The 22,707-nt window shown below is 61.7% G+C and carries 16 protein-coding genes; 14 read left to right on the top strand and 2 right to left on the bottom strand.

The window, feature by feature from the left end:
- Positions 1–20: 20 nt before the first annotated feature.
- From AC1DDH_RS20050 to AC1DDH_RS19990, 13 genes are all read left to right on the top strand, one after another.
- Positions 21–1,262, top strand: a complete 1,242-nt coding sequence (locus AC1DDH_RS20050) for a glycosyltransferase family 4 protein (RefSeq protein WP_476857223.1) — start codon at positions 21–23, stop codon at positions 1,260–1,262.
- Positions 1,259–2,995, top strand: a complete 1,737-nt coding sequence (locus tag AC1DDH_RS20045) for a glycosyltransferase family 4 protein (RefSeq protein ID WP_476857224.1) — start codon at positions 1,259–1,261, stop codon at positions 2,993–2,995. The genes AC1DDH_RS20050 and AC1DDH_RS20045 overlap by 4 nt, the downstream gene beginning before the upstream one ends.
- Positions 2,992–3,903: an ABC transporter permease gene (locus AC1DDH_RS20040; protein WP_476857225.1), complete on the top strand. Its 912-nt coding sequence runs from the start codon at positions 2,992–2,994 to the stop codon at positions 3,901–3,903. The genes AC1DDH_RS20045 and AC1DDH_RS20040 overlap by 4 nt, the downstream gene beginning before the upstream one ends.
- Complete coding sequence (locus tag AC1DDH_RS20035; protein ID WP_476857226.1) at positions 3,890–4,780, top strand: ABC transporter ATP-binding protein; 891 nt, start codon at positions 3,890–3,892, stop codon at positions 4,778–4,780. Before AC1DDH_RS20040 ends, AC1DDH_RS20035 begins: the two co-directional genes overlap by 14 nt.
- 66 nt (positions 4,781–4,846) lie before the next feature.
- Positions 4,847–6,706 (top strand): glycosyltransferase family protein, encoded by a 1,860-nt coding sequence (locus AC1DDH_RS20030; RefSeq protein ID WP_476857227.1) that lies wholly within the window; start codon positions 4,847–4,849, stop codon positions 6,704–6,706.
- Positions 6,707–6,713: 7 nt separating this feature from the next.
- On the top strand, positions 6,714–8,024 hold the full coding sequence (gene wecC, locus AC1DDH_RS20025; protein ID WP_476956160.1) for a UDP-N-acetyl-D-mannosamine dehydrogenase: 1,311 nt from the start codon (positions 6,714–6,716) through the stop codon (positions 8,022–8,024).
- Positions 8,017–8,856: a hypothetical protein gene (locus AC1DDH_RS20020; RefSeq protein ID WP_476857229.1), complete on the top strand. Its 840-nt coding sequence runs from the start codon at positions 8,017–8,019 to the stop codon at positions 8,854–8,856. Before wecC ends, AC1DDH_RS20020 begins: the two co-directional genes overlap by 8 nt.
- Before the next feature lie 4 nt (positions 8,857–8,860).
- The gene (locus AC1DDH_RS20015) at positions 8,861–10,798 is read left to right on the top strand and encodes a glycosyltransferase family 2 protein (protein ID WP_476956159.1); all 1,938 of its coding nucleotides are present in this window, start codon (positions 8,861–8,863) and stop codon (positions 10,796–10,798) included.
- Between the two features lie 32 nt (positions 10,799–10,830).
- Positions 10,831–13,089, top strand: a complete 2,259-nt coding sequence (locus tag AC1DDH_RS20010) for a glycosyltransferase family 2 protein (protein WP_476956158.1) — start codon at positions 10,831–10,833, stop codon at positions 13,087–13,089.
- Complete coding sequence (locus AC1DDH_RS20005) at positions 13,086–13,997, top strand: hypothetical protein (protein WP_476956157.1); 912 nt, start codon at positions 13,086–13,088, stop codon at positions 13,995–13,997. Before AC1DDH_RS20010 ends, AC1DDH_RS20005 begins: the two co-directional genes overlap by 4 nt.
- Positions 13,998–14,656: 659 nt before the next feature.
- Positions 14,657–16,810: a glycosyltransferase family 2 protein gene (locus AC1DDH_RS20000; protein WP_476956156.1), complete on the top strand. Its 2,154-nt coding sequence runs from the start codon at positions 14,657–14,659 to the stop codon at positions 16,808–16,810.
- Positions 16,810–17,475 carry a hypothetical protein gene (locus tag AC1DDH_RS19995; protein ID WP_476956155.1) on the top strand — a complete coding sequence of 222 codons (666 nt, stop codon included), beginning with the start codon at positions 16,810–16,812 and terminating at the stop codon, positions 17,473–17,475. The genes AC1DDH_RS20000 and AC1DDH_RS19995 overlap by 1 nt, the downstream gene beginning before the upstream one ends.
- A gap of 24 nt (positions 17,476–17,499) precedes the next feature.
- On the top strand, positions 17,500–18,579 hold the full coding sequence (locus AC1DDH_RS19990; RefSeq protein WP_476956154.1) for a glycosyltransferase family 4 protein: 1,080 nt from the start codon (positions 17,500–17,502) through the stop codon (positions 18,577–18,579).
- Between the two features lie 138 nt (positions 18,580–18,717).
- Here the strand turns inward: AC1DDH_RS19990 and AC1DDH_RS19985 are convergent, their stop codons facing one another.
- Both AC1DDH_RS19985 and AC1DDH_RS19980 read right to left on the bottom strand, forming a co-directional pair.
- A complete protein-coding gene (locus AC1DDH_RS19985; protein ID WP_476956153.1) occupies positions 18,718–20,013 on the bottom strand; it encodes a glycosyltransferase family 4 protein in 1,296 nt (431 codons plus the stop codon).
- A gap of 57 nt (positions 20,014–20,070) precedes the next feature.
- On the bottom strand, positions 20,071–20,976 hold the full coding sequence (locus AC1DDH_RS19980) for a hypothetical protein (protein ID WP_476956152.1): 906 nt from the start codon (positions 20,974–20,976) through the stop codon (positions 20,071–20,073).
- A 239-nt stretch (positions 20,977–21,215) separates the two neighbouring features.
- Here AC1DDH_RS19980 and AC1DDH_RS19975 point away from each other — a divergent pair, with 239 nt between their 5' ends.
- Entirely contained in the window at positions 21,216–22,562 is a 1,347-nt protein-coding gene (locus AC1DDH_RS19975; RefSeq protein WP_476956151.1) for a UDP-glucose dehydrogenase family protein, read from the top strand.
- The last annotated feature ends 145 nt before the right edge of the window (positions 22,563–22,707 follow it).

Below are 22,707 nucleotides of genomic sequence, written 5' to 3'. Positions count from 1 at the left end.
CCGTGCAGGATGAAGCCCTGGTGGAATCTGCAGCGCCCAAAACCAAGTATGACGGCGTGCAGATCACGCTGATCACCCACTCCTATTGGCCGGAGCAGAGCCCGCCGCAGCGGCGCTGGACTGCCATGATCAAGGAGTTCACGCACTCCGGCTGGGATGTCGACGTCGTGACTCCGGTGGCGCACTATCCCTTCGGCCGGCGGGCCCTCCCGCGCTGGATGGCCGGAAGGCCGTTCCGGCTGCGTAACGGCCAGTTCACCGAAAAAATCCTCCACGTCCCCTACCTGCGCCACGGCAACTCCCGCGCCGCGCGCCTGCTGGACCAGTGCTATTCCGCCCTCATGTCCGTCCCCGCCGGGATGATGGTCCGCAAGCCCGACGTCGTCATTGTCACCGCTCCGGGGCTGCCTTCGCTGGCTGCCGGCTACGCGCTGGCCAAAATGCGCCGCGTCCCGCTGATCGTGGAAATGCGCGATGCCTGGCCGGACCTGGCGCGCGACGCCCGCCTGGTCCAAGGCAGTGTCAAAAGCGTTGTGGAGCACGCGGTGGACTTCGTCCAGCACCGGGCAGACCTCGTGGTCACAGTGACCGAGGGATTCGCGGCCACGCTGCGTTCGCGCGGAGTCCGCAATGTCGCCACCGTCAGCAACGGCGTGCATCTGGACGCCATTCCGGTCGTGGGGCCGCCTGAACCGGAACGGGACGTCTTCGAGGCCCTGTACCTGGGGAACCACGGCGAGAGCCAAAAACTCGATGTCGCCATCCGTGCCAGTGCACTGGTGGGGGACTCGATGCACCTGCACTTGGTGGGCCACGGTACCCAAAGGCCAGCGCTCGAGAAGCTGGCACGTGAGCTGAAGGCTCCTGTCACGTTCCACCCGCCACTGACCGGGGACGCCATGCTGGAACGCTACTCGTCGGCGGACACCTGCATTGTCTCCCTGCGGGACGACTGGAAATCCTTTGAGACCACTGTGCCGTCCAAGACTTATGAAGTTTTGGCGATCGGCCGGCACATCACCGCTGTAGTGAAGGGAGAAGCGGCGCGAATCGTCTCGGACGCCGAGGCCGGCGACATCGTGGCCAGCGACCCGGAAGCGCTGGCCACACTGTGGCGCGAGCTGGCAGCCGACCGCGGCCGTTTGGTTCGCAACGGCGACAGCCGCCAGTGGGTCAAGGCTAATGCCGAGTACGAGCAACTCGCCGGCCGCTACATGGAACTCATCACCGAACTGCTCGCGGATACCGGCCCTAGCCGATGATGCAGCTCCTCAAGAACGTGCATCTGGCCCAGAGCGTGGTCCGCCAGCACTTGACTGACGATCCCGTCATGCTGTTCCTGCAGCTTTCGCGCAGGCTGCCCTCGGCGGTACTTCCGCTCGCGAAGCGTCTGTGCCAACTGGCCCCGAAGAACTCCACCTCCGCGGCCGTGCTGTTCGCGGCTCTCGCCGCCGGAGATGGCGCCGACGTCGAGCGCCGGCTGCGCATCGCCGCCGGCGGCAACGTCGAAGGCGAGCGCGCACGACGGCTGGCCGACGTCGCCCTTGCCGCGAACCTCCCGGCGTTATCGGACGATTTCCTGGCCAAGGCAGGCACGGCGCAGCGTCTCAAACAGGCCCGGGCACGTCGCCTCTGGTATGACGGCGACGTCAGCGGCGCGGTCGAGGCCCTCCATGGCTCAGGAGCGGCGGGACAGCGGCAACGTGCCCGCCTGGCTGCTGAGGCGGCCATCCTGACGGACGCATCGCCCTCCCTGGAACGCCGGCCCTACGAACCGGTTCCCGGCCGGATTCTTCATCTACTGACGAACTCGCTGCCGCACACCGCCAGCGGTTATGCCCAGCGCTCCCACTCGACGTTGCTGGCCCAGCAGGAAGCCGGCTGGGACGTGCTTGCCGTCACCAGGATGGGTTACCCCGTGCAGGTCGGTAAACTTCTCGCGAAATCTACGGACACCGTGGACGGGATCCGGTACCGGCGGCTCCTGCCGGGCACGATGGCCTCGTCCATTGACGCCCGGCTGCAGCAGCAGGCGGAGGAACTGCTGGCCGTGGCCCTGGACTTCAAGCCGAGTGTGCTGCATACCACCACGCACTACGTCAACGGACTCGTGGTGCGGGCCGTGGCTCAGGCTCTCGGGATTCCCTGGGTCTACGAGGTCCGCGGCCAGCTGGCCGACACCTGGGCCTCCACCCGCGGACCCGAGGCGCGCAACAGCGAGAAGTACCGGATGTTCCGGCGCCGGGAAACGGAAGTTATGCAGGCCGCCAACCTCGTGCTGACCCTCGGGACGGCCATGAAGGCCAACATCGTCGCTGCCGGAATTCCGGCCAGAAAGGTCCTGATTGCCCCCAACGCTGTTGGCGGTGACTTCCTTACCGAGCCGCTGGACAGGGCCAGTGCCCGGCGTGAGCTTGGTCTCGCAGAAGACGCGCAATTTATCGGCACCGTGAGCAGCTTGGTACCCTATGAAGGGATCGAGGACCTCCTCGCCGCATTTGTGCGGCTTGCGGGGGACCTTCCTTTACTTCGTCTCCTGATCGTAGGTGACGGGTCCTCCATGCCATCGCTGCAGATTCAGGCGCAGCGGAGCGGATTCATCAACCGCATCACCTTTACAGGCCGGGTGCCTCGGAGCCAGACGGCCCTGTACCATCAGGCGCTGGATGTTTTCGTTGTGCCGCGCAAGGACCTGGAGGTGACGCGATCCGTGACACCGCTCAAACCCGTGGAGGCCATGGCCTGTGCCCGGCCCGTGGTGGCCAGCAACTTGCCGGCGTTGGCGGAAATCGTCGAAGACGGCGTAACCGGCCTATTAGCGGAGGCGGGGGATCCTGTCTCAATCGCCACGGCGATCCGGGAATTGCTTTCGGACCCGGAACTTGCAGCAAAGCTCGGAGCTGCCGGCCGGGAACGCGTGTTGCAGGAAAGAACATGGGCCGCCAACGCGGTTGCCCTGGCACGAGAGTTGGAAATGCTGGGAGTAACTAGATGAGCATCCAAGAAAAAACGGAAGCTGAACAAACCGAAGCCGTGCTGACGGAGGCACCCGCCACGGTCTCGGTGCCCGTGAACCTTGCCCGGCTGAGCAAGGTGGGGCAGCGGCCCGATTTCCTGGATTACCTGGTCCAGTTGTGGGACCGCCGGAGTTTCATCCTGTTCGATGCCCGGGCCAGGGTGCAGAGCGGCCACGACAAGACCCATTTGGGAACCGCCTGGCTTGTCTTGACGCCAGTCCTGAACGGTCTCAGTTTCTACCTGATCTTTGGCGTGTTCCTGGGCACCAGCAAAGGCATTGACAACTTCATCGGCTACCTGATCATCGGCGTCTTTACGTTCCAGATGAGTACGCGGTCCATCCTTGGCGGAGCCAAGTCGCTCACTGGTAATACATCAATGATCCGTGCCTTCCAGTTTCCGCGTGCGTCTCTGCCCATCGCCGTCAACGTGCGCGAGCTCCTCTCTAACATTCCCGTGACGATCGTCATGCTGCTCTTCGTCATCTTTACGGCGCCGGCCGAGGAAATCACGTGGCGGTGGTTCCTGATCATTCCGGCGATCCTGCTGCAATTCCTGTTCAACCTGGGGATTGGCATGTTGCTGGCGCCGGTACTGCTCAAAATCCCGGACCTCAGCCACCTGCTGTCGTTCCTCATTCGTTTCCTGATGTATGTCTCCGCGGTCTTCTTTGCTGAGAGCCGCTTCGGCAAGTATCCCGTGATGCGCACCATCATGGATTTCAACCCGGTCTTCCAGGTCATCAAGGTCATCCGTGACACGGTTCTTTACGACACCACACCGTCCTGGCGGGCCTGGGCAGTTTTGGGGCTGTGGGCTCTGGGTTCGGTAGCGGCCGGACTCTTTGTCTTCTGGCGCGGAGAGGAAAGCTATGGACGTGTCTGAGGTGTCAGGCGGCCACATCAACGAGCCGACAGTAGTAGTAGACGACGTTTCGGTGGTCTACCGGACCAAGAACCAAACCCCCGGGCGGACTAATGCCCGGACCTCGGTCCTGAAGAGGCTTCGCGCGCCCCGGCGCGGCGACTCCGTGGTGAAGACCAAGGCGTTGAGCAAGATTTCCTTCGTGGCCAACCAAGGCGACTCCATTGGGGTCATTGGCCGCAACGGCTCGGGTAAGAGCACCCTGATGAAGGTGCTTGCGGGTCTGATCATTCCCGATTCCGGCACTGTTTACGCCGCGAGCAATCCCATCCTTCTCGGTGTCAACGCGGCACTGATCAGCTCCATCTCCGGTGCCCAGAACATTCGGCTCGGCTGCCTGGCCATGGGCATGAGCCACGCAGAAATCGATGCCAAGTTCGATGACATTGTCGAGATGTCCGGGTTGGAGCACGAGATCTACCACCCGATGAACTCCTATTCCTCGGGCATGGGGGCGCGCCTCCGCTTTGCCATCGCCGCTGCCGTGGACCCCGAGATTCTGCTCATCGATGAAGCGCTCAACACCGGTGATGCCCAGTTCAAAGATCGCTCCAAGGCCAGGATGGAGCACGTGACCAACCAGGCCGGAACCGTGTTCGTTGTCAGTCACAGCCTCGGGACAATTACGGGCATGTGCAACCGCGCCATCTGGATCGACAAGGGCGACTTCATCATGGACGGAACCCCGGATGACGTCGCAAAGGAATACCGGAACTTCATTTGGCGCATGAACGAGGGCAACGCCGATTACGGCCGCCAGATCCGGGCGGAGCTGATGGCAAGCCTTCCGGAAATGCGAACCACGCTGCTGCCCAACGGCTGGAAGCGGTCCAGGTAGCGAATGAGTCTTCGAAACAAGACGGCGTACTGGCGCCGAGCACTTTGGCACGCCCGTCGGGGTGGTATGGCCCAGGTCAAGAGCTATCTCCACCGCAGCACGGCCGAGCGCGACGAGGCCAGCCTGGCCGGAATTCGCGGCGCTGAAGGTGCTTGGCGCGGCTTGGGACGCAGCCGGCACCTGATCTTCCGTGAAGCGGCCATTGACGTCGCGCAGCCGCGGAACCCGGGTCTGCGAGTCGGCATCATCATGGACGACTTTTCCGCGGCGGCATTCTCCGCCGAGTGGACAGTCGTGGCGCTCAGGCCGGACAGCTGGCGAGAGCAGCTGCGCGATGAGGCACTGGACTTCGTCGTCGTCGAATCCGCCTGGGCCGGCAACGCCGGACTCTGGCGGGGCAAAATCACGGGCCCCGCCGGCCCCGCAGTCGTCTTGCAGGAATTGGTGGAAGGATGCCGGGCGGCCGGACTTCCTGCGGTCTTTTGGAACAAGGAAGACCCGCCTCACTACGTGGACTTTCTCCCCGCGGCGAGATTGTTCGACCACGTCTTTACCACCGATGCCAACATGCTTCCCCGTTACCGGGCGGACCTGGGCCACAGCCGGATTTCTGTGCTGCCCTTTGCCGCGCAGCCCCGCATCCACAACCCGGCCCGGCCCCGGCACGGCTGGCACGCCCGCGAGATTGCATTCGCTGGAATGTACTTTGCGCACAAGTATGAGGATCGTCGGCGCCAGATGGAGTACTTGCTGGGCGCGGCCGTGGACGCGACGGCGGGCAAGCGTCCAGGCTTTGAAATCTTTTCACGCCAGCTTGGCAGGCAACCGCAGTATCAGTTCCCCGGAATCCTCAAGAAGCACGTGGTGGGATCCCTGTCCTACAAACAGATGCTGACCGCCTATAAGGCGTACAAAATCTTCCTCAACGTCAACTCCGTCACGGATTCGCCGTCGATGTGTGCCCGGCGCATATTCGAGATCACGGCGGCGGGCTCCTGCGTAGTCTCCACTCCTAGCGCGGCCATCACGGAAATCTTCCCGGGCAATGAGATTCCCACAGCAGACAACCGGGACGATGCCGCGCACCTGCTGAAGGCGCTGACGGCCAACCCGGACTACGCACAACGCATGGTCCACAAGGCCCAGCGCAGAATCTGGGCAGAACACACCTTCAGCCACCGGGCACAGTCCATCGCGGCCGCGGCGCGGCCGACCCTGGCCGCGCCGGCGCCCAGGGCGCAGGTATCGGTCCTCGTCTCAAGTTTCCGTCCGCAGCAACTCGACCATGTCATTGCCGGCGTCGCCGCCCAGAAGGGCGTGGATGTCCAACTGGTCTACCTCGCCCACGGGTTTGAGGTCGACGACGCGGCATTCCGGCGAAAGTGCCTGGAAGCCGGGATTCTCGACGTCGTGGTTCTTCAGGAACCGGGGCAAACGCTGCTCGGTGAGTGCCTGAATGCCGCCGTGGCGCGAGCCGATGGCCGATTCTCCACCAAATGGGATGACGACGACATTTACAGCCCCATGTACCTGGGCGACCAGGTCAACGCCATGATGTACTCCGAGGCCGAGGTGGTGGGAAAGCGGGCGCATTACATGCACCTGGCCGGGGCTGGTGCCACGATCCTACGCAACCCGCAACTGGAACACCGGTTCGTGGAAGCAGTCTCCGGACCGACGATTTTCGCTGCCACTGACACGTTCAGGCGCCTACCCTTCCAGCCCGTGCAGCGTGGAGAGGACTCGCGCTTCCTGGGCGACGTCATTGAGTCGGGCGGTCGGGTGTACTCCGCCGACCGCTTCAATTACTGCCAGATGCGCGCCGCCGACGTGGCGTCACACACTTGGCAAATCACTAATGAAGAGCTTCTGGCTTCTTCAAAGATTCAGTTCTTCGGTTCGCCCGAAGACCACATTTTAGTTTAGGGGAGACATGGACGAGACGATTTTTGATGTTGCCGTCATCGGACTTGGTTACATCGGCCTGCCCACCGCGGCCAGCTTCGCAGCCAAAGGAAAGCGCGTGGCCGGCGTCGATGTGAAGCAATCGACTGTCGACGCCGTCAACCGGGGAGAGGTTCCCTTTGTGGAACCCGATATGGGTGTGGTGGTCTCAGGCGCGGTCAGCCTGGGGAACCTCGTAGCCATGTCTACGGTGCCCGCGGCAGACGCGTTCATCATTGCCGTGCCCACCCCGCTCGCGGAGGGCAACGGCGCCGACCTCTCCTACCTTCGTAGCGCTCTCGAGGCCCTCGCCCCTAAGCTGCGCGGCGGCGAACTTGTGGTCCTGGAGTCCACGTCGCCCCCGGGCACCACGGACCGCCTGGGCACCCATCTCATGGAGTTGCGGCCGGACCTGTCGCTCGAAACAGGTCCCGGACTGAACCATGTTCACATTGTGCACTCCCCGGAAAGGGTGCTGCCGGGGCGGATCATGGTTGAAATGGTCACCAACGACCGCGTGATCGGAGGCCTGACCGAAGAGGGGGCCCAGCTGGCCAAGCGGCTTTACGAGGTCATTTGCCAGGGCGAAATCCTGCTCACGGACGCCACCACAGCCGAAATGACCAAGCTGGTGGAAAACACGTTCCGCGACGTCAACATCGCCTTCGCTAACGAGCTCTCGCTCATCTGCGACAACCTGGGCATCGACGTGTGGAAGCTGATCGAACTGGCGAACCACCACCCGCGAGTGAATGTGCTTCGCCCCGGACCCGGTGTGGGCGGACACTGCATCGCGGTGGATCCCTGGTTCATTGTCGACGCCGTCCCGGAGCACTCCGGCCTGATACGCACCGCTCGCGAAGTCAACGACGCCAAGCCGCACCATGTGGTCCGGCAGGCTGTAGAGGCACTGGCCGGCCAGCCCGGGGCAACCGTGGCTGTCCTCGGCCTGGCTTTCAAGGCCAACATCGACGACGTCCGGGAGTCGCCGTCCGTGACGATCGTCCAGGAGCTCGTCCGGCAGCTGCCTGAAAGCACCATCCTGGTCGTTGACCCGAACGTTGAGGAACTCCCGACGGCGCTGGCAGCATCCGGCCTCTCCGCGCTCCACGGCATGGAGGAAGCCGTAGCAGCGGCGGACCTCGTGATGCTCCTGGTGGACCATGATGAATTCCTGGCCCTTGACTCCGTCGCCCTGGAAGGAAAACAGGTCATCGACACCAAGGGCATCTGGAACCAGCAGGAGCCCTCCGAGTCCAATCGGCTGCACGCGCCCGTTGGGGCCTCCGTCAGTGGATAAGGGAAGCCACGCCCAGTCAGCGGCAGCGGCTATTGAAGACGAGCTGCGACACGCCGGTTTTGCGCTCAAATCCCTGCACGCGCCGCGGCAGGAAACCCCACTCGTCCGAATCCTGATCTCGGCCGCGAAGGCCACGGACCTGGAGATTGCAGGGACTGTAGCGTCGCTTTTCGGCTCCGCGTGCCAGGATTTCACAGTGGACGTTCTCGTGGAGGACGGGCGGCCGAAGCTGGAGGAGTGGCTCGCCACGGACCGCCGCTTTTCATTTCCCCGAACGGACGGACGACAGCCGGCTGAGGCCGCCTACACGCTGGTGCTCAGCGCGGGAACGGCCATCGGCCTGCACTCGCTGGAGGCGATGATCGACACCCTGCGCCAAACGCAGGCACTTGTCCTGCGGGCACTAGTGGACGGGCAGTCCGGCGCGATGGAACTGTGGCAGACGGCGACCCTCCGGGAGCTGTCAGAAACCGGTGACCCTGAGAAGTCCGCACGAAGCGCCGGCGGTGAACGGTGGGTCTCGGGGAGTGCTCTGGGCCTGCACGACTTCCGTCGGCCCAAACCTAAGCTGCACCTGCGCAAAGGCGCCGCGGCAACCCTTGACCTCAATATCGTGGTCCGGGATTTGGCCGACGCCGCTACCCGCCTCGACTACGAGCAGAAGATCCGGCACCTCGAGGCACGGCTGAAGAAGTCCGAAATCGAGCGCCGCCGCCTGGAGCAGGGGATGGCCCCAAACCGCGGCATCTACCGCGCCCGTGCCATTGCCCGTAAGGGCCCGGCTTACATCCTTGGCCAGCTCAAGTCCCGCGCGGGCGGGGCGGGGAGCTAGCAGCATGCAGATCAAGAGCGTTGTCGTCGGCTCGGCAGAGCACTCCATGGCGCAGCTGGCGTTGGACCTTGGGCTGGACTACGCCCGCACGGACTGGGAGCACCGCGACCCCAAGACCGCGTCCGACTGGGAACACGCCGTCCCTGCAGATCAATTGTGGTGGGATCACTACGTTGTGCAGACCGAGTCGCTCGCCGAGGCCAGGACGCTGCTTCCCTTGTTCCGCAGCGAGGGACGGGCGCAGCGCTTCGTCTTCGTGATCCGCGGTCACTTCCCGGCAGCTGATCTGCCGGTGTGGACGCCGCGCAGCCTCCAGGTCAAGGCAGGCACGTCCGCCCTGACCGTGCCGGGACTCGGCTTCGCCGTGGTGGTGGAGGGCGGCAAATGGGTGAATGTGCACGCTGCCGCCCTCGCCGCACTCGGCTGTTGCTCGCCTGCCGCGCCGCGGCCGGTGCTGGGCGGACTGCGCGTCGGTATCAGCGACCCCTCAGCCGGCGCCTGGCTCGCTGGCGACTCGCTGGGCAGCTTCATGACGGAGCAGCTCCTGCAGCCCGAGCCGGATGACATTTATTCCGTCGACGTACTGATCGGTCCCGCCGAGCTCACGCAGCAGCTCAGTGATCAGATCCCCGCCCAACCAAGACGGGTAACCCCGCCGGTCTGGACTCCGTCGGCGACGGTACTGCCTCCTGTTGATACCGCCGTCGTCTCTCCGATGGGATTCTTGCCTTACCCGGACAAGCCGACCCGTGCGCTCGAGCCAAGGGAGCTCGGCCGAGGGGGAGACCTCAGCGAAACCGGCCTCGCCGCCCTGCGCCCGCACGAGTATGTCGAGGTTGATGGCAGCCGCTTCGGCGGCCTGGACCGGCAGTTGGCGCGGCGCCTGAGTCAGCTCGCCGTCGCCGGCGTGCCGATGCTGACGCGTGCATTGCCGTCCCCGGTAAGGTCCATGCTGGGTGACCGGCTAGTGGACTGCATCGAGGCCTTCGACGCCGATGACGCGCCGGTGGTGCGGGAATCAAAGTCGATCGACCTACGCCGGACGGCGCTGGACCTCTACAGCCCGCGCGCCGTCTGGAACACATTGCTGGGCCAGCTCGGCAAGCCGCTACTTCCCGTACCCTCCGTGAGCGTGGTTCTCGCCACCCGCCGGCCGGAGAAGCTGGCGTCAGCCCTGGAGCAGCTGGCATGCCAAAGCTGGGAAGCTGTGGAAGTAGTGGTGGTGCTGCACGGCTTCGACCCCGACCTCCCCGAAGTCCGCCGGGCTGTGGAGGCGTATCCCGGCGAGCTGCAGGTGCGCTCCGTTCCGGCCGACATGATTTTCGGCGACGTGCTGAACGCCGGTGTCAGCGCCGCCGGCGGCGATCTTATCTGCAAGATGGACGACGACGACTGGTACGGCCCGCACCACCTGCGGGACCTCGTTCACGCCAAGGACTTCAGCGGTGCCATCCTGGTGGGGGCACAAGTCGAATTCGTGTACCTGGAAAGCCTGGACATCACCACCCGCAGGCCTCCGCTCGGCGAGCAGTACTCGGACCACGTTGCGGGCGGCACCATGATGCTCGGCAGGGATGAGCTGCGTCACCTGGGAGGGTGGCGGCCCGTTCATCGTGCCGTCGACCGGTGCCTCTTGCAGGCCGTCCAAGCCGCCGGGGGACTCATCTACCGCTCCCACGGCCAGAACTACGTAATGCAACGCCACTCCGGGGCGGATTCGCACGGCGGCCACACCTGGAACCCCGAGGACAGCATCTTCCTGCAAAGTGTTGCCGAACAATGGGACGGGTTCCAGCCGCCGCCACAAATCGGCCGGGTTTCGGACCGTCCTGCAGGAACACGGCTCGACGCCCTGCGTAGCCACTTCGCCCGGGTACCGGTGCCCGGCCCGTCCCAGTCCGCCCGATCCATTCAATCGCAAATCCAGAAGGCTCAGGAATGAAATTTCTACAAGCTCTACGCAGAATTGCGCGCATGTCCCCGAAAAAAAAGGCGGCCGCCGCTTCCTTCGCCGTCCTGTTCGCCTTGGTGGTGGTGGCTGCCTACGCTCGCACCCCTTGGATCCTGGCGGTGCTGGTGCTGGCCTTCGCGGCCGCGCTTGCCATGGGCGCGCTCTACATGGACAGGCTCTTGCGGGGGGCCCGACGCGCTACTAAGCGCGCCACGGCAGCGCAGTCCAAGCTCGCTGCAACATTGCCGGACCCGCGGCCCGGGGCTCTGGTTGAGTGGGGTGCCCGCTCCCGGATCCCGGAAGCGCGGCTTGCCCAGCGGTTGACCAAGCTCCGTTCCGTTGACGGCCGCGATGTCCTGGTCAGCACGGCAACCGCGGGCCAGTGGGGCTGGCGGGACATGGCTGTTGCACTGGAAATGTACCGGATCGGGGGGAAGACCCGGCGCAGCGTTCAGCCCGTCCTGGACAAGACACCCCGCTCCGTACTGCTGCATCTGGGCGACCTGTGCTTCCGGCAGAATGTTCTCCAAGATGACATCCTCAACGCGGCCACGCTGTACAAGTATGTCTTCCAGCGGCTCGGAGCCAAGCCGTTCCGGGAAAAGCGGCGTGGGGAATTCTTCCTGGACGCGCTGGCCCGGACAGGGCAGGGCGAGGAAGTGATCAGGCTTCAGTATCTTTACAAGGCTGATGAGATGAACGCCAATGACCTCCACCTCTACCGCGCCAACGCAGCCAACCCGTTCAAAGACGACTCAGCAGACGCCGACCAATGGCTCACCGAGATTAACGAGATCTATGAGCGGGCGGGGCTGTCCCGGCTTTCGCTGGCCGAGGGTAAGGCACCGGCCTTTCTGCGCCTGAGCGCAGAAGTACCGGAACCGGTGACGGACGGACCCCTGGTCAGCATCGTCATGCCCGTCTACAAGCCGGACGAATATACGGATCTTGCGATCCAGTCGGCGCTCAACCAGAGCTACCAGAACATTGAAGTCATCATCGTTGACGACGGTTCTGGCGGGGACGCTGCTGACCGGCTTAACAAGTGGCTGGCTGCGGATGATCGCGTCAAGCTGGTGCTCAACGAGCCCAACGCCGGCGCGTACACGTCGCGCAATATCGGCTACTCCATGGCTCAGGGCGAGTTCATCACGATTTTCGACGGCGACGACTGGCAGCACCCGCAGAAGATTGACCTCCTGGTCCGGGGTGCCCAGCAGCAGAGCGACGGACGGCTCGTTTCTGCTCCCTGGACGCGCGCGGACGAGGACCTCTTTTTCCACTACCGCGGATGGCGTGGGGCCTTCATCACGCCGGCGCACGTTTCCACGATGTTCCACACGGCCACCATCCGGGAGTACCTGGGCCACTGGGATTCCGTCCGGAAGGCCGCGGACACGGAGTTCATTCTCCGCTACCAGGTCCTCGTCAATGGCGAAGAGCCTTTCGAAGTGTGCGAGGCACCCTTGACGCTGTCCCTGGTGGGTGCCTCGAACCTTTCCATGGAAGATTTCCGTCTGGGCTACAGGTCACCTGACAGGGTGTCCTACCGCGATTCATACGAGCACTGGCACAACATGATCCGGATGGGCGAACACTCCGGCTACCTGGACTACCCACTTGCCAAACGCGCCTTCCCGGCACCGTCCCGGTTCCTGCCGTCCGGTGCCAAGCAGCAGGACCTGGAACTTGATATCCTGCTTGTCGGCGATTTCGGCGCAGACTCCCTGGTGGGCGTGCTGATGAAGGAACATCTGGCAATGGCGGCCGGGAAGGGACAGCGGGTTGGACTCATGCACTATCCGAGCCTGCTTCACACGAGTTCCATCGACACGTCGTACTCTGACGAGCTCATGGGGGCCTTCCACGAAGGGCGTCTTATCCGGGTCGAAGCGACGGACCGGGTGCGCTCTGCCCAAGTGAACGTCTACGATCCCACCGCATTCCAGTACAGCCGCGAGTTGCGCAGCGGTCACACGGCGGACGCCGTGTCCGTGTGGACGGATGAGCCGCCCTACAACTGGGAAACGGATGAACACAAGTACGAGGTCGGGACAGTGGAACGCAACCTGTTGTCCGTGTTCGGCGGTCCCGTACGGTGGATTCCGCTCAACGAACGCACCTTCCGGGTTATTGCCGAATCCGGGCACGGACAAAAGTCCGTCGGTGACCACGTAGCCCAGTCGGAAATTCCCACCATTCCCGGTAGCCCTGCGGAGGAAGCTCCGCTTGCACTGACAGGCTCCAACGTGGGGGCCTTTGAAACAGGAGAGACTCTGTGAATTTGCAAGAAACAACCACCGGCACGGCCTGGGACGAGCGGAACGCTGTAGAGATCCGCCGCATCGACTCGGCCAGCGAGATCGACCACAAGGCGTCGCAGCATTACGAGTACGTGCTGCCGTCCCCTTCAGGCGGACCCCTGGATCTCGTCGCCTTGTACGCTCCAAGAGAGTCCAAGACGTTGATTGTGAGCTTCCATGGTTCGCTCGTGCGGTCCAAGTTCCAGCTCCCGCGCTTTGAATGGCGCCGGACGCTCGGCAACCTGGATGCCGGCGTTCTTTTGATTGCTGACACCACCCTTGAACTGGGGGAGAAGGTTCCCCTCGGGTGGTACATCGGCACAAAGGAGCAGGACCTTGCCGATGAGATCGCTGCTGTTGTCCAGCAGGTGGCAGCCGACGGCGGCTACGAGCACATTGTTCTGGCCGGGTCCAGTGGTGGCGGGTACGCGGCTATGGCTATTTCGCACCGCATACCAGGTTCGCTGGCTGTGAGTTTCTCGCCTCAGACTCGTGTGGGCGACTACATTCCCTGGGTTGCCAAAGTGCTCGTGAATGCAGCGTTCCCTGGCTACGACACGATTGATGCCGTGGAAGCGGACTTTGCGGAGCGAGTCAACCTTCGCCGGCTCTATGCCGAGGCGGAAATCCCCAACTTCGTGCGCTACGTCCAAAACTCCAATGACCTGAATCACATCGAGGAACACTACTCACCATTCGCCGAAGTGCGCTCCACTGATCCTGAAACGGGCGGGATGGACCCAACGGGACGACTCCGTTTCGTGCTGGAGCCGATGTCGAAAGGCCACGAGCCGCCCGCGCGGCACCGTTTCCTGCGGAATATCCAGGAGGCACACCAGGAGTTCTTCGGGTCCAGCCTGGGTGAAGCAAAGATGGACGGTGAATGAAACTTTCTCCTGTCATCTGATCGGAGATCGAGGGCTTGGACGCGGCGCAGCAAAACGGGGAGTTCATACCTAACGCTGTCGAAAATCGGTCGTGCCTAGCGTGCTAGGGTCGTTGACAGTGATAACTATGGGGAACATCCCGATTAGCATGCGGATTTGCATTTTGGCGGAACGCTAGATATGGCGAAATCTACTATGACGAGGGATTACAGATTGACTGGCGATAATAAATGCCTCCACAGCTTCGAAATAAAACTTCTTGTGCCGAGAAATTCTCTATCGATTGGGATTCAGGCCCTGGCTGATGTGGATGCGGACAAGCAATTCATGCTCACGGTGGAGAATGTCTCGGCTGGCTCCGAAGTTCTGGATCCTCGGGACATGAACTGGAACTACTCGAAGGCGCTACAGCGGACTTTCGCCTATGTCCCAGCCATGAAGGCAGGGACCGTGGCAAAAATCCCCCGCCTCCTTGCCAGTGAGACACCCTTTGATTCCCTGCGGATCGGCGTACGGGTTTGGCACGCGGAAATGGCCCCCGAGCAAGTACCAAGAGTCATTGGCAGACTTTGGTATTCCCAACTCGACCTGCCGAGCGTGACTTCCGCCTCCGGTCCTGTTCACAGCGTAGTTCGCACGAGTCCACTAGGGAGTTTCAATTGAGCACGCGTGTGACCGTGTCCGTCGTTGTGAATGCCGTGACCTCAGGCGCCGATCGGATATGGCTGTCGGCGAAGACAATCGGCGTTGCATTGAGCGGGATAGACCACGAACTTATCCTGCTGGTCGACGGCGAGCGTGCCGAGGACATCGAGTTGGATTTGCGGTCCAGGACGGAGACCGGGTTGCAGGTCATCGGGTGCGATCCCGAGGACAGTGCCGGCCTTCAGCTAAACGCGGGCGTCGCAATTTCGACGGGCGAGGTCATTCTTGCGCTCGATGATTGCATGATGTTTAGTCCGGCTGGTCTGAAGGACGCCATCGAGTCCGTCCGGGCTGCAGCGGCCAGTATGGTCATCATCCCCGGAAGGGATCTTCCGCCTCGTCTCGCCACGGCGGCGTTGACGGACACTCTGGAATGGTCTGACGCGGCACGTGTCCCCGTGAGTCGTTCCGTCTGGGCACCGGGAAGCCCGGTGCTCGTTGATCGAGACTCACTGCTGCGGCTTCGTGGATTCGACGAGAAACAGAAGAAAACCGCTCGTGCCTTCTGCGACCTCAAGCTGCGCATGAAACGCATGGGAGTGATCTTCGATCAGCGCTCTGCCGGGGGGATTCGTTGCTTCGTGGCTCCGGCCGTGGATGACTCTGACGCTGCGGCCGCCCGTGCCGATTCAGCCGGTGACATTGCCGAGCGGCTCAACCGACTTGAGCAGGACGAGACCTACATCCGCAACGTGACCAGTTGGAAGAACCGCCCAGAAGACGCCCCGCCCCTGGTTACCGTGGCAATTGCAACCTACAACCGGGCTGACTACCTGCGGGACAGCATTAACTCAGTGCTGGCGCAGACAGTAGACGATTTCGAAGTCATCGTTGTGGATGACGGGTCCACTGACGCTACCCGGCTCGTAGTCGAATCGTTCGACGATGAGCGCGTCAAATATGTCTACCAGGAGAACCGCGGGATCGCCGCTGCCAGGAACGCGGTGGCGGACATTTCACGGGGCACCTTCACCGCCGTCCACGACGATGACGACATTATGTTGCCTTGGCGACTCGAAGTGAGCCTTTCCGGCATCAAGGCCGGCGTCCAGGCCAGCTACGGTTCCTGGGTGAACTTCGACGACATCACCGGCGAGATGGTCCTCCATGTCATCAGGGAACAGTTCTGCATGCCCGTGTCATTGGTCACCGGCCAGACCCCGGGCCACGCAACGTGGCTCGTGGAGACCCGTCTGATCAGGCAGTTCCGATACAACGAGACCATCTCCAGCGCCGTGGACCACAATTTGGCCTTGCGTATGATGAGGTCCGGGGTGTCCTGGGTGCACACGGGAAAGGTGCTCTTCCTGCGCCGCATGCACCCGACACAGGTGAGCAACTCAGACGGCACACGGCAGAAGTACGCGGCTGAACTTTCCCGCTTCATGCTGCAGTTCGCTGGTTCCGATGACGACATCGCCGCACTGAAGGAAGAAAGCAAAGCAATCCTTTGGCCCAAGATTGCCGAGAAGGGCAAGCTCGAGGAGAGTTTTGGAAAGTACTTGCCAGACCACCTGGCCGTACGTTCACTTCACGTTCAGGGCAATGTAGCCAACAAGGCCAGCCGCCTGCAGAAGCTCAAGAGCACGAGCTTCATCCTCTGCGAGGAAGATGAAACCGACAAGGTTGTCGGCGAGTATGCCGAGTTCCTGAACGTAACGCTGGAAGACCTCGCTGCCATGCGGAAGTTGGGCGTTAGCGGGCGATTGGAGGGAGAACTTAACCCCTCAATGGAGCTCCCGAGGGAGGCGCCGCCGGAAGTCCTGGACCGAGCCATTCGCAGTCGACTCCAAGGGCTGACCGCGCTCATGGCCAAGCCGGGCCGAATCCCTGCAGCTATCGTTTGGACGAATTCCGATGCCGCCGAACCGCCGACTGGCCTGGAGCAAGTGGCAGACCTCAAGCGGCAGATCACCCTATCCATCACTCAAGATTACCGATTCTCGTTCACCGTATACGTCTTCGAAGACGAGCCAAAGGCGCTTGAGGCCTTTGTGCGTGCAGTGGATGGCCGGAGCGAGGCAGATCTGGCGCTCTACCGGCGCGGTAGCGACGGATTAGATTCGGAAGTAGCGGAATTGCGCATTCAGGAATTGGTGAATCGATAATGAAGGTATCTTGGATCAACGACAGGTCCGGGCGTGCCGGGCTCGTGGCGCACGACCTCGAATACTTGGACGCCTTTCCGGTTGTCTCGGAATTCTGGATGGACGCGTCGCCGGCATCAAACTGGGCCGATAGGGTGGCGGTTGCCGCGACTTTGGTTTTCGGCTCGCACATGGGTGGACGGTTCCAAGCACCCTTCGCAATGTCGTCGGATGTAGCAGGTGCCATCAGCCGTTTCTCCAGCAACGGACAGATAATTCCGACCAACGTGTCTTCTGGTGCTGGAAGTCTTACGTGGCGCGGCGGACTCGAGCTAGCGCTTGAAACGCACGCGGTCATTGGGTCGGAGCGCATCAACTCGCTGGATGCAACTCGGAGAATCGGCCTAAACGTCGTCCGTTCCGACATGGCAACCGGCAGGATATTTACGTTCGACCGTCTGACGCTTTCCAGCAATGCCTGGCTCCACGCGGGACAGCGTTCCGGGAATGAGGAAGTTTATCCTTTCCTTGCCGTTGCCGTCCTGTTCGCTGCTGATCTCCAAGTTTCGACGCTTGTGTGCCCGGCGGACGTTGAATTTTCTGATGAACAGCTGGCGTCTCTCGTTGATCTCCTCGGGTCGGTCGGCTTGGGTCTGGAGTTTGACCGCTCCGAACCGGGCCGCTGACATCTTGACCGAAGAGGAGACTTCGTGAGAATTCTGTTACCGGCCTATACCGTTGCCGAATGGGGTGGGCTCCACGAATACGTAGTGGGGGCGGCAGCGACGCTTCTTGACCGCGGCCACGATGTAACGCTGGTTGTGCGGGACGGGCTCGTTGCTGAGAAGGGCGAGGAAGTCGGAGCCCGGGTAATTCGTGTTGACTGGGCAGACTGGACCACGGTTGCCGACGAGATCCGAAACGGGCCACGCTATGACTTGGTATTCGCGCAGCCGTTCGAGTCGCGGAAATTCGCCCTGTTCGTGAACGAGGTCATGAAGACCAAAGTCGTTGCCATGTTCCATGGCTTTCACCATGACTTTGTCTACACATGGCAGCACCTGGTTGACGGTTTTTTGGTGACCACGGAGCAGATCGGCGATCTTCTGGTGGACCTGTGCAGAATCGAACCGGAGCGCGTCCATGTCGCTCCCAACGGCGTGGACATGGATCGATTCGAATATCCTCTCCTGGGTCTCGACGAGAAGATCGTGGACGGACACGGTTCGATCGTTATGGCGTCGAGAATCGACAAGGACAAACGCAGCCAAGTTCGGGCTCTGAAGCTCCTGATTAGCGGCCTCTTCCATCAGGCTCGGAATATCCATTGGGACATTGAGATTCTGGGAGACGGTCCCGAGCGGAACAAAGTTGATCGCGAGCTGGCAAGCTACATTGTTGACTACCCGAACGTCTCTGTCGTCATGCGCGGCTGGGTACCTGCTGACGATGTCCCACGCCTGATGAATAAGGCAGTCTTTAGCGTTTCAGCCGGAAGAGGGGCAATGCAGAGCCTGGCAGTGGGCACTCCGTGTTTGGCCGCCGGGGCAAGAGGGATCGCCGGGCTCCAGGTTGGACCCAACCTTGATGTAGGCGTTTGGTCCAACTTTGCCGACTACCCGATAGTCGGTTGCAAGATTGTCGATCTGGAAACTGACTTGGAACGGATACTGATTCCCGAAGCGTACGCGGATGCGCAGGTCGAGGGCCGTTCCAGGATACTTGCGGATCGGAGCCAACAAAACGCTGCAGCGATGATGGTCAATGCGCTGACGGTATTTGCTTCCTGACAGCAGTGCGTGATTTGCCCCTTCATACTTTTGGGGACCAGAAGAGGCTTAGGTGGGTTGATAAAGGTCAAAACCAACTAAGCCTCTTCTCTTGCATCCCCAATATGTAGGCAGTGTGCTGCCGGTGGCCGGATTTGACTATTTCGAAGGCGGGGCGGAATCCGCCACGCCCGGTGCTTCTAGTCTTTCCGAGAAATGGTTCAGTACAGAGAACAACTCCTGCTCGAGGTCGGAATACGCAAGGTCCCAGGCCACCTCTCCTGTTTCCGTATTCCGTCCGAGCTTCGGATTCCTAATCAGCTGGATTTCTCGGTCCGTGGTCGCCTTTGGCCCGCAAACTTCTTGCGCGTGGATTGTCGCCTGTTCGGAGAGGCGGGCAAAAGTTTCAGGTGAATCCACCAGCATTTCTACGCAGGAAGCCAGATCGTCAGGGTCTTCAGGGGCGGCTAGGAGCCCGCTCGTCCCGTGGGTTACGAATTCGGGGATAGCTGAAATCGCCGTGGACACCGGAACGAGTCCGGAACTCATGGCCTCGCCAATAGAGACTCCCTGGGAATCCCAGCGCGTAGGGCTGAGAAAAATGCCATGTTCGGCATGAAGACTGGCGATTTCCTCCTGGCGTAGAAATGCTTTGGTGAGATGTACATTTTCCAGCTCCCGAAGCGGCTCGAGTGTCTCATCAAAAAACGGGCCGTCGCCATAGATGGTGAACTGCATCTTGTCAAAGAAAGGCGATTGTCGAAGCGCGAGGATTGTCTTCACAACCAGATCATTGGCATATTTGTACCCCGTGAACGGTTTAATGATGAGCACTTTATGGCGCAGGGCCGGATCTTTAGGAATGTAAGGGAAGAGTTCGGTGTCAACCACATTTGGTATGACGCTTACGTTCGAAACGCAAACTCCCGCATCCGGCTCTACGCTGTGCTTCAAGAACCAATTGGAGACGGTGACAAACCTGATATCACGATGTTCGGCCTGATAGAGCTGGCGCAGGAACGGGACCTTGTGGTTCTCGCCGTGCGCTCGGAGGCTTGTCACTCTGTCCATGAAGCCCGCAACGTCGACGGCGTCGTACCATCGCCGGTGCCAACTTAGGGTCTCGTAGCCATGAAGCCACGCGATGATCGGAGTTGACGGTTTGTGGGTGCTTATCGGGGCAATGATGTAATCCAATGGGAAATGGACTAGAAAGCTTGCGTGGTCAGAGGCCAAAATATATTGCGTGTAAATGTCTCGATTCCCCGTAGTGACAGTGACTCCGTCGAAAACGTAGACTCTTAGCTCGGGTTCATTGGTATCGATGCGAAAAACGTCAATAGCCAGGCCTGCGTCGAGATATTTTTTTACTCTGCGATGCAGAAACCCATAGTTGTATATATTGGAATCATTGGGGTAAGCATTAGCTATGACCAAATATTTGTCTTCAGCCACGTGGCTTGCTCCTGTCATTGGGGCAGATCGAAACGCAAGATAGTTGCGCCGTGCTAACTAAAGCGTGCTCCGAAGCCATTCCGCTGCATTGTCCAATTGCTCGTGAAATACTGTGGGAACGGGAGGGTTGTGGGCTTTCGGACCCTCGTAGACGTGGAAGCGCACATTGTCAGTGTTGGGGCTTGCCTCGATGACATCGCGGAACGGCCGGTAGTGCTGTTCGACGTGTGCGTAGTCATTGCTGTTCTGAACGTAGTACACAAGATTGGGCTGATGCTGGCTGTACCGGACAAGGGCTGAAGACCTGGCGCCCAGCGGGACAGACCAGTCTTCATCCGGTGTGAGTGTCCATGGCCCGTCCGGGGCGAGGTGCGGCATGACGGTTTCGACGTACCTGCGCTGTGCTCCCATGAGGGTCCCGTTAATGAGGTAGTTCGCGATGCTCGTCTGGCAGCTGAACGGCAACGCCAGACTCCCCGGGATGTAAGTTGCCATTTGCAGTGCCGCCAGCCCGCCCCCCGAAGACCCCAGGAAGAGAATTCCTTTCGCGCCGACTGCGTCGGCAGCCGAACAGGCCCACTCCGCTAGGAGCGGGTACAAGTCTAGGTTTGTGGAGCCTGTGTACCAGGCCAGCTCCAAATCGTCGCGATGATGAAGCGTAGGGTCCGAGAAGTACAAGCTGCTGAATTCGGTGGTTAACAGGCTCCGAAGCCACTCGAATCGGGGTAGTTGGTATTTGTTGCGGTCGGTAGCGCCGTGGAGGCTTACAACGATCAGATCCGAGTTCTTGTTGACGAGAAGTGCCTCCAAGGGCAGGCCGTCCGACAAGACGGCAGAGTACCTGCTAGCCCCGTGACCAGAAGCGGGCGCAAATGGGAGGTGGGCAGAGACCTCTGTGACGGGTACGTTCGTCGCACCAGCGTCGATCGTGTCGGCAGGTATCACGGGAATCGTTTGCAGCATGGATACATGGTAGTCATGTTCCGATCAGCCATTTCCTCACCGCGGCTGTCCTCGCCGGTCTCGATGACTGCGGATTCCAGCCATTCAGGTGACGTGCGCTTGGGTGCCAGCCGCTAGAGCTATGTCACTTCCAGGGGCAATGGGAGGGACACCGTGACCAAACGATATATAGTGGACCCGTTTGGATGCGCTGTTTGCGCCCAAGGGAATGAAATCAACTTGCAGCTACTGGGGGACTAGTGACACTACGACTAACCGTGATCGGTACGGGATACCTCGGCGCGACCCATGCGGCATGCATGGCGGAACTCGGATTTGAAGTCCTGGGTGTCGACGTCGACAAAGAGAAGATCGACAGCCTCAGCCGAGGCGAATTGCCCATCCACGAGCCCGGCCTGCCGGAGCTCCTGCGCAAGCACACTGAGTCCGGCCGCCTGCGCTTCACCACTTCGTTCGAAGAAGCCGGCGCCTTCGGTGATGTCCACTTCATCGCCGTCGGCACCCCGCAGCGCGCCGGTGAGCACGCTGCCGACATGACCTACGTTGACGCATCCGTGGCGGCGATTGCCCGCGCGGCCACGAAGGACTCCCTGATCGTCGGAAAGTCCACCGTACCGGTCGGCTCCGCACGCCGCCTCAAGGGCCTCGTCGCCGAAGAAGCGCGCGACGGCGTCACCGTCAACTTCGCCTGGAACCCCGAGTTCCTGCGCGAGGGCTTCGCCGTGGAGGACACCCTGCGCCCCGATCGCCTGGTCATCGGCGTGGATTCCGCCGCTGCGGAGGCCACCCTGCGTGAGGTCTACGCCGACGCCATCAGCCGCAAGACCCCGTTCATCTCGACGGACTTCGAGACGGCGGAACTGGTCAAGGTCGCTGCAAACGCGTTCCTCGCGACCAAGATCTCCTTCATCAACGCTTTCTCCGAAGTCACCGAGACCGTAGGCGGCAACATCCGCACGCTCGCGGACGCAATCGGACTCGACGCCCGGATCGGCCGTCGATTCCTCAACGCGGGCATCGGCTTCGGCGGCGGCTGCCTGCCCAAGGACATCCGGGCGCTTCAGGCACGAGTCTCCGAACTCGGCCTGGACAGCACCATGCGGTTCCTCAACGAAGTAGACGAAGTGAACCTCCGCCGCCGTGACCGGGCTGTCCACGTCGCGGAGACCCTGCTTGGCACCGTGGAGGGCAAGCGCGTCGCCGTCCTCGGTGTCGCCTTCAAGCCCAACAGCGACGACGTCCGCGACTCACCGGCGCTGGACGTAGCTGCCAGGCTCTTCAACAGCGGCGCGGACGTCAGCGTCTACGACCCCGCTGCCAATGCCAACGCTGCCAGGCGCTACCCGCGCCTGAACTACGTTGACTCCCTGGCGACGGCCGTGGCGGACGCCGACCTGGTCATGCTGCTGACGGAATGGAACGAATTCGTGAACGTCGATCCCGCGGAGCTGGCTGCCGCTGTGTCCCACAAGCGCATGTTTGACGGACGCAACGTCCTGGACCATGAGAAGTGGACTGCGGCAGGCTGGGACATCGTCTCGCTCGGCCACAAGAGCGAACTGCTTGAGCTCGCCGCCGCCAACTAGCTGTACTGCCCAGGGACGTTGGTTCGGTGAATGTGATGACTCGCTGGAGTCGTTGACACAGAGGTGAGGACCTCCGGTTGCACAGTGGAGTTGCTTAGACAACCGCTGCAGCGACCAGGAGGTCCTCAATGTCCCACGCTAATGC

The sequence above is a fragment of the Arthrobacter sp. 10T425 genome (assembly GCF_056393985.1).
This window is presented reverse-complemented; position numbering and strand designations above follow the sequence as displayed.

What these genes read in the sequence shown, in the direction of transcription:
- AC1DDH_RS20045 (WP_476857224.1), top strand. Translation starts at nt 1,259, where the DNA reads ATGATGCAGCTCCTCAAGAACGTGCATCTGGCCCAGAGCGTGGTCCGC.
- AC1DDH_RS20040 (WP_476857225.1), top strand. Translation starts at nt 2,992, where the DNA reads ATGAGCATCCAAGAAAAAACGGAAGCTGAACAAACCGAAGCCGTGCTG.
- AC1DDH_RS20035 (WP_476857226.1), top strand. Translation starts at nt 3,890, where the DNA reads ATGGACGTGTCTGAGGTGTCAGGCGGCCACATCAACGAGCCGACAGTA.
- AC1DDH_RS20030 (WP_476857227.1), top strand. Translation starts at nt 4,847, where the DNA reads ATGGCCCAGGTCAAGAGCTATCTCCACCGCAGCACGGCCGAGCGCGAC.
- wecC (WP_476956160.1), top strand. Translation starts at nt 6,714, where the DNA reads ATGGACGAGACGATTTTTGATGTTGCCGTCATCGGACTTGGTTACATC.
- AC1DDH_RS20015 (WP_476956159.1), top strand. Translation starts at nt 8,861, where the DNA reads ATGCAGATCAAGAGCGTTGTCGTCGGCTCGGCAGAGCACTCCATGGCG.
- AC1DDH_RS20010 (WP_476956158.1), top strand. Translation starts at nt 10,831, where the DNA reads ATGTCCCCGAAAAAAAAGGCGGCCGCCGCTTCCTTCGCCGTCCTGTTC.
- AC1DDH_RS19995 (WP_476956155.1), top strand. Translation starts at nt 16,810, where the DNA reads ATGAAGGTATCTTGGATCAACGACAGGTCCGGGCGTGCCGGGCTCGTG.
- AC1DDH_RS19980 (WP_476956152.1), bottom strand. Translation starts at nt 20,976, where the DNA reads ATGCTGCAAACGATTCCCGTGATACCTGCCGACACGATCGACGCTGGT.